Below are 5,410 nucleotides of genomic sequence, written 5' to 3' on the forward strand. Positions count from 1 at the left end.
GGCCCATGACCTCGAACGCCCCCGCCGCCCCCGGCTCGCCCGACCTCCCCGCCTCCGTCTCGGAGACCTTCGACCCGCGCCGCTGGCGTGACATCGGCGAGGCCGAGCTCGGCGGCCCCGCGTTCACGGACATCACGTACCACCGGGCGGTGGAGCGCGACGCCGACGGGGCCATCGTGCGGGACCTGCCGTGCGTGCGCATCGCCTTCGACCGGCCCGAGGTCCGCAACGCGTTCCGGCCTCACACGGTCGACGAGCTCTACCGGGCCCTGGACCATGCCCGCCTGGACACCGGCGTGGGCACCATCCTGCTGACCGGCAACGGTCCCTCCCCTAAGGACGGCGGCCGCTCCTTCTGCTCGGGCGGGGACCAGCGGATCCGCGGCCGCTCCGGCTACCAGTACGCCGACGGTGAGGAGGCGACCACGGTCCGTGCGGGCCGGGCGGGGCGCCTGCACATCCTCGAGGTCCAGCGCCTGATCCGCACGATGGGCAAGGTGGTGATCGCCGTGGTCAACGGCTGGGCGGCCGGCGGCGGGCACTCGCTGCACGTCGTCGCGGACCTGTCGATCGCCTCGCGGGAGCACGCGCGCTTCAAGCAGACCGACGCGAACGTGGGCTCCTTCGACGGCGGCTACGGCTCGGCGTACCTGGCCAAGCAGGTGGGCCAGAAGCGGGCACGGGAGATCTTCTTCCTCGCCGAGGAGTACTCCGCGCAGGACGCCTACGACTGGGGCGGCGTGAACCGCGTCGTCGACCACGCCGATCTCGAGGATGCGGCGCTCGCGATGGCGGCGACGATCGCGACGAAGTCCCCGCAGGCGATCCGCATGCTCAAGTTCGCGTTCAACCTGACCGACGACGGTCTCATGGGCCAGCAGGTCTTCGCGGGCGAGGCCACCCGCCTGGCATACATGACCGATGAGGCCGTCGAGGGCCGCGACGCGTTCCTCGCCAAGCGCGACCCCGACTGGTCCGCGTTCCCGCACCCGCAGGGCTGACGCCGTGGCGCGCACGCCCGCGGACGCGACCGCCGTCGACTGGACCGTCCCCGCTCCCTACGACGGCACGCCCGCGTCGCTGGCCGAGCACGCAGCGGCGATCGCGGAGATGACGGCGGGCCGCGCACGGCTGTGGCTGGGCCCCTTCGCTCCGCCTGCCTCCCTGCCCGCGCAGCTCGCGGACGCCGCGCTCGTGGTCCCGACCTCGGGGTCGACGGGCGCGGCCAAGGCCGTCGTCCAGTCGCTGCCCGCGCTGCGGGCGTCCCAGGACGCGACGGCGAGCGCGCTCGACGGGCACGGCCTGTGGCTGCCGCTGCTGCCGCCCACCCACATCGCGGGCGTGCAGATCATCGCCCGCGCCTGTCGCAGCGCCCAGGTGCTCGGGCTGCCCGGCCCCGCCCTGCCCGAGGAGATGCCGGACCTCTCGGGCCGTTTCGACGCGGCCGTGTTCACCGCCGCGGCCGAGCCCGCCCTCGCCCGCGCCGAGGCCCTGGATCTTCCCGCGTACACGTCGCTCGTGCCCACGCAGCTGTCCCGCCTGCTGGGCGACGCCTCCCCGGCCGGTCGCCGCGCCCTCGCGCTGCTGGCCGGCTTCGCGGCCGTGCTCGTCGGCGGCGCCGCCACACCGCCCGCGCTCCTGGCCGCGGCGCGGGACGCGGGCGCGGCCGTGCGCACCACCTACGGCTCCTCCGAGACCGCGGGCGGCTGCGTGTACGACGGGGTGCCGCTGGAGGGCGTCCGCCTCTCGCTCGACACCGACCACCGCCGCGCCGACGATGCGGCCGGGCGCCTGCTCATCGCCTCGCCGACCCTCTCGCTGGGGCTGCTACGGCCCGACGGCGCCGCCGACCTCTCGCCCTTCCGCGCGACGCCCGACGGGGGCCGCGTGCTCGTGACCTCGGACCTCGCCGCGCTCGACGAGACCGACAGCGGACAGCGTCTGCGGATTCTGGGCCGCGCGGACGACGTCGTCATCACCGGCGGGCGCAAGGTCCTCCCCCAGGACGTCGAGACCGCGATCGACGCCGCCCCCGACCTCCGCGGCCTCCTCGCGGATCGGGTCGTCGTGGGCGTCCCGGACCCGGAGTGGGGCGCCCGCCTGGTGGCCCTCGTCGTCCCGGCCGCCAGAGCCGATCCCGCACGCCTGCCCGCCGCGGTCCCCGCAGCCCTGCGCGCAGCGCCCGAGCACGGCCCCGACCTGCCCCGCCATGCCGTGCCCAAGAGCACGCTCGTCGTCGAGGCCCTGCCGCTGCGGGGCATCGGTAAGATCGATCGGTCCGCCGCCCGCGATCTCGCGATCACGCTGGGCGCCTGACCCCGGCGCCGACCGCGCCGGACGCCCTGCCCTCCGGAAGGAAGTCCCCGCCCGTGGCCACGTTCTCGCAGTGGGTGGAGGGCTCGCGCCCCCGCACCTGGCCCGCCGCCTTCGCCCCCGTCGCCGCCGGCACCGGTGCCGCCCTGCACGAGCTGTCCGTGCGCGGCGAGGCGGTCGACCTCGGCCTCGTGCTCCCGCGCGCGCTCATCGCCCTGGGAGTGGCGCTCGCGCTGCAGATCGGCGTGAACTACGCCAACGACTACTCCGACGGGGTGCGCGGCACGGATGACGAGCGCGTGGGCCCCTTCCGCCTCACCGGCTCCGGGGCGGCCCGGCCCGCGGTCGTCAAGCGCGCGGCCGTCCTGTCCCTCGGCGTCGGCGCGGCGCTGGGCGTGATCCTGACGGTGCTGTCGGGCGCCTGGTGGATGCTCGCCGTCGGCGCGGCCGCCGTGGCCGCGGCCTGGTTCTACACCGGCGGCTCGCGCCCCTACGGGTACCTCGGGCTGGGCGAGGTGTTCGTGTTCGTGTTCTTCGGTCTCGTGGCCGTGATGGGCACGGCCTTCGCGATCACCGGCGCGTTCACGCTCGTCGCGCTGCTCGCGGCCTGCGCCATCGGCCTGCTCGCCGTCGCGGTGCTGGTGACGAACAACCTGCGCGACATCCCCACCGACACCGAGGCCGGGAAGCTGACGCTCGCGGTGCGCCTGGGCGATCGCCGCACACGGCTGCTCTATGCCGCATGCATGATCGGCCCGTTCGCGCTGCTCGTGCCCGTGATGATCGCGCACTGGCCGGCGGCGCTGGTGCTCCTCGCGCTGCCGCTCGCGGTCGCGCCCGTGCGCACCGTGCTGGCCGGGGCCGCGGGCCGTGGCCTGATCCCCGTGCTCGGGGCGACCGGCCGCGTGGAGCTGGTTGTCTCAGTCCTGCTGCTGATCGGCCTGGCGATCTGAGGCCGTCTCGGCTGGCCCGCTCTCCGCGGATTCCTCGCCGACGAGGGCGTCCTCCTCGTCGGCGTCCTCGTCGCGCTTCGTCTTCCTGCGCTCGCGGCGCCGCTCATCGGCCTGCTGCCAGCGCTCGGCGGCGCGCTCGCGCGGACTCCCGAAGAACAGGATCGACACGAGCATCGCGATGAGCGCGGCGATGATGCCCGCGAGGTAGAAGCCGACGCCGACGTTCGCGAGAACCCACCACAGCGCCCCGAAGAGGGCCAGGCGGATGACGGAGTAGACCAGGACGTCGCGCATGGCCTCCAGGGTAGTGGCGCAGCGGGCACCGCCCCGACGCGACGGCTCTCGCGCCCCGTCTCTAGACTGGCTCCATGCCCCGTGTGCTCGCCGCCGTCGCCTCGATCGCCCTGACGGTCTTCGCCCTGGCCGATTGCATCCAGACCGAGGACGCGCGCGTGCGCGGGATCCCGAAGTGGGCGTGGATCGTCCTGGTGGTGCTGATCCCGTGGGTCGGGCCGATCACGTGGCTGCTGGTGGGCAAGGACCGCACCGGCGAGCAGTCGGGCGGCGCGCCCCGTCCCGGCCCGATGGCGCCGGACGACGACCCGGAGTTCCTGCGCAGCCTCGACGAGCAGATCCGTCGCGAGCGGCGCGAGCGGGAGCGCCGCGAGCGCGGCGACGGAGGCGATCCGGGCGCCTGATCGGGTCCCCTTTCCGACGGGCTCAGCGACGGCCCCGTCAGGACATCACCGGCCGCGCCTCGAGCACGACGGCAGAGCGCTGGCCCCCGGGCATCGGCGGCCCCTCCGTCTCCGTCGCCTCCGGCTCCTCCGACGGGAAGATCTCGAGCAGGTCGAGGGAGCCGATGCCCTCGACGTCGATCCCCTCGCCCGGTTCGAGGACGAGCACCCGCGCGGCCGTCCCCTCGATGCCGATCTGCAGGCGCGCCCGCAGGCCCTCGCCGCCGCGGGGCAGCTCCCCGACGCGGGCGCTCATGACGCCCACGTGGAAGGGTCCTGCCTGCGCCTGCGTCCCCTGCACGACGACGGCGCGCACCGTACCGTCCGCCGCCTCTCGGACCTCGGTCCTCATCCGCCTCACCTCTTCCACTCCGACGGCTTCTTCGCGCTGTAGACCGCGTCGAAGTACAGCTGGTACTGCTCCTTGGTGATCGTCATCCGGTGCGCCCCGTCCTCGTTCTTCCCGTCGAGGTCTCCAGCGCCCCAGGGATTCACGATCGTGATGGTGCCGTCGTCGTTGACCGAATCGACCATGTAGGCGTGGTTCTCGACGAGCTGCAGCGGCTCAACGCCCTGCGACCGCGCGAGGTCGTCGGAGCCGGCCATCGACCGCGTGCCGAGGATCGTCGGCTGCCCGCTCGTGATCTCCTGCGCGAACTGCTCGAACGAGGGGCGCGACTGGTCGTATCCCCCGCCGTCCCAGCGCACCGTCCCGCTGCTGCCCGTGACGGCCTGGGCGAAGCTCGTCCCGCCCCGCTGGGAGGCGTACTCCCCGTTCTCGTCGAGCAGTCCGGCCTGGATCAGCGCGGCCTCGTAGATCGTCATCCAGTTCTGGTTCCCGTCCTGCCCGCGGACGCCCGTGCGCAGGACGTCCCCGGTGACGGTGTACGTCGTCGGGTTGCCCGCGCTGTCGTACAGGATGACCTCGTGCTTCTCCTTGTCGACCCGCTTGATGTGGTTCTGGATGAACTCGGGGTCCTGCTTGGCGATCGTCGCGAGGTACGCGAGCGCGAGGCAGTTGCCGATGTCCTCCTGGTCCACGTTGTCGAAGGTGTACACCTCGCGGCCCAGCGGGATGTCGTCCTGCAGGTCGGCGGTCTTCCCCCAGAACGGGGCGAAGCCGTCCTCGAACCACCAGAACTTATTGCGCTCCTCAGGGTTCTCCGGCCCGCCGTCCGTCCCGTCAGCGCTGGCACCGTCGCCGCCGTCGGAGGCCTCTTCCTGCTCCTGGGCGTCGCGGTCCAGCTCCTGGGCCCGCGCGGAGAGGTCCTCGGCGACGGCGCGCCCCCGCCCGCCGATCCGGCCGCGCACCGCGGCGCGGAAGGCGTCCGCATCCGGGCCCTGCCAGGTCACCTGCTCGGCCTCCGCCAGGAGCTGCTCGAGCAGCTCCTGGCGGAGGCCGAGCAG

6 protein-coding genes and 1 pseudogene are annotated in these 5,410 nt (G+C 74.0%); 4 read left to right on the forward strand and 3 right to left on the reverse strand.

Annotated features, from left to right (window positions below; genetic code table 11):
• Window positions 1–5 precede the first annotated feature (5 nt).
• From FM110_RS03685 to FM110_RS03695, 3 genes are read left to right on the forward strand one after another with little or no spacing between them, the layout of a single operon-like run.
• The gene (locus FM110_RS03685) at window positions 6–1,001 is read left to right on the forward strand and encodes a 1,4-dihydroxy-2-naphthoyl-CoA synthase (protein WP_087102787.1); all 996 of its coding nucleotides are present in this window, start codon (window positions 6–8) and stop codon (window positions 999–1,001) included.
• A 4-nt stretch (window positions 1,002–1,005) separates the two neighbouring features.
• Entirely contained in the window at window positions 1,006–2,316 is a 1,311-nt protein-coding gene (locus FM110_RS03690; protein ID WP_234991882.1) for an AMP-binding protein, read from the forward strand.
• Window positions 2,317–2,369: 53 nt separating this feature from the next.
• Window positions 2,370–3,266 carry a 1,4-dihydroxy-2-naphthoate polyprenyltransferase gene (locus FM110_RS03695; protein WP_087102791.1) on the forward strand — a complete coding sequence of 299 codons (897 nt, stop codon included), beginning with the start codon at window positions 2,370–2,372 and terminating at the stop codon, window positions 3,264–3,266.
• On the opposite strand, the gene FM110_RS03700 is transcribed toward FM110_RS03695, so the two are convergent.
• Complete coding sequence (locus FM110_RS03700; protein ID WP_087102794.1) at window positions 3,234–3,560, reverse strand: DUF4229 domain-containing protein; 327 nt, start codon at window positions 3,558–3,560, stop codon at window positions 3,234–3,236. The genes FM110_RS03695 and FM110_RS03700 overlap by 33 nt on opposite strands.
• Before the next feature lie 74 nt (window positions 3,561–3,634).
• On the opposite strand from FM110_RS03700, the gene FM110_RS03705 reads away from it, so the two are divergent.
• On the forward strand, window positions 3,635–3,964 hold the full coding sequence (locus tag FM110_RS03705) for a PLD nuclease N-terminal domain-containing protein (protein WP_087102796.1): 330 nt from the start codon (window positions 3,635–3,637) through the stop codon (window positions 3,962–3,964).
• A 37-nt stretch (window positions 3,965–4,001) separates the two neighbouring features.
• Here the strand turns inward: FM110_RS03705 and FM110_RS03710 are convergent, their stop codons facing one another.
• Window positions 4,002–4,355, reverse strand: a complete 354-nt coding sequence (locus FM110_RS03710; protein WP_143276240.1) for a hypothetical protein — start codon at window positions 4,353–4,355, stop codon at window positions 4,002–4,004.
• A gap of 5 nt (window positions 4,356–4,360) precedes the next feature.
• Window positions 4,361–5,410: pseudogene (locus FM110_RS14080) on the reverse strand (C2 family cysteine protease); the annotation flags it as partial.

This window comes from Brachybacterium nesterenkovii (assembly GCF_900163655.1).
Taxonomy (GTDB): Bacteria; Actinomycetota; Actinomycetes; order Actinomycetales; family Dermabacteraceae; genus Brachybacterium; species Brachybacterium nesterenkovii.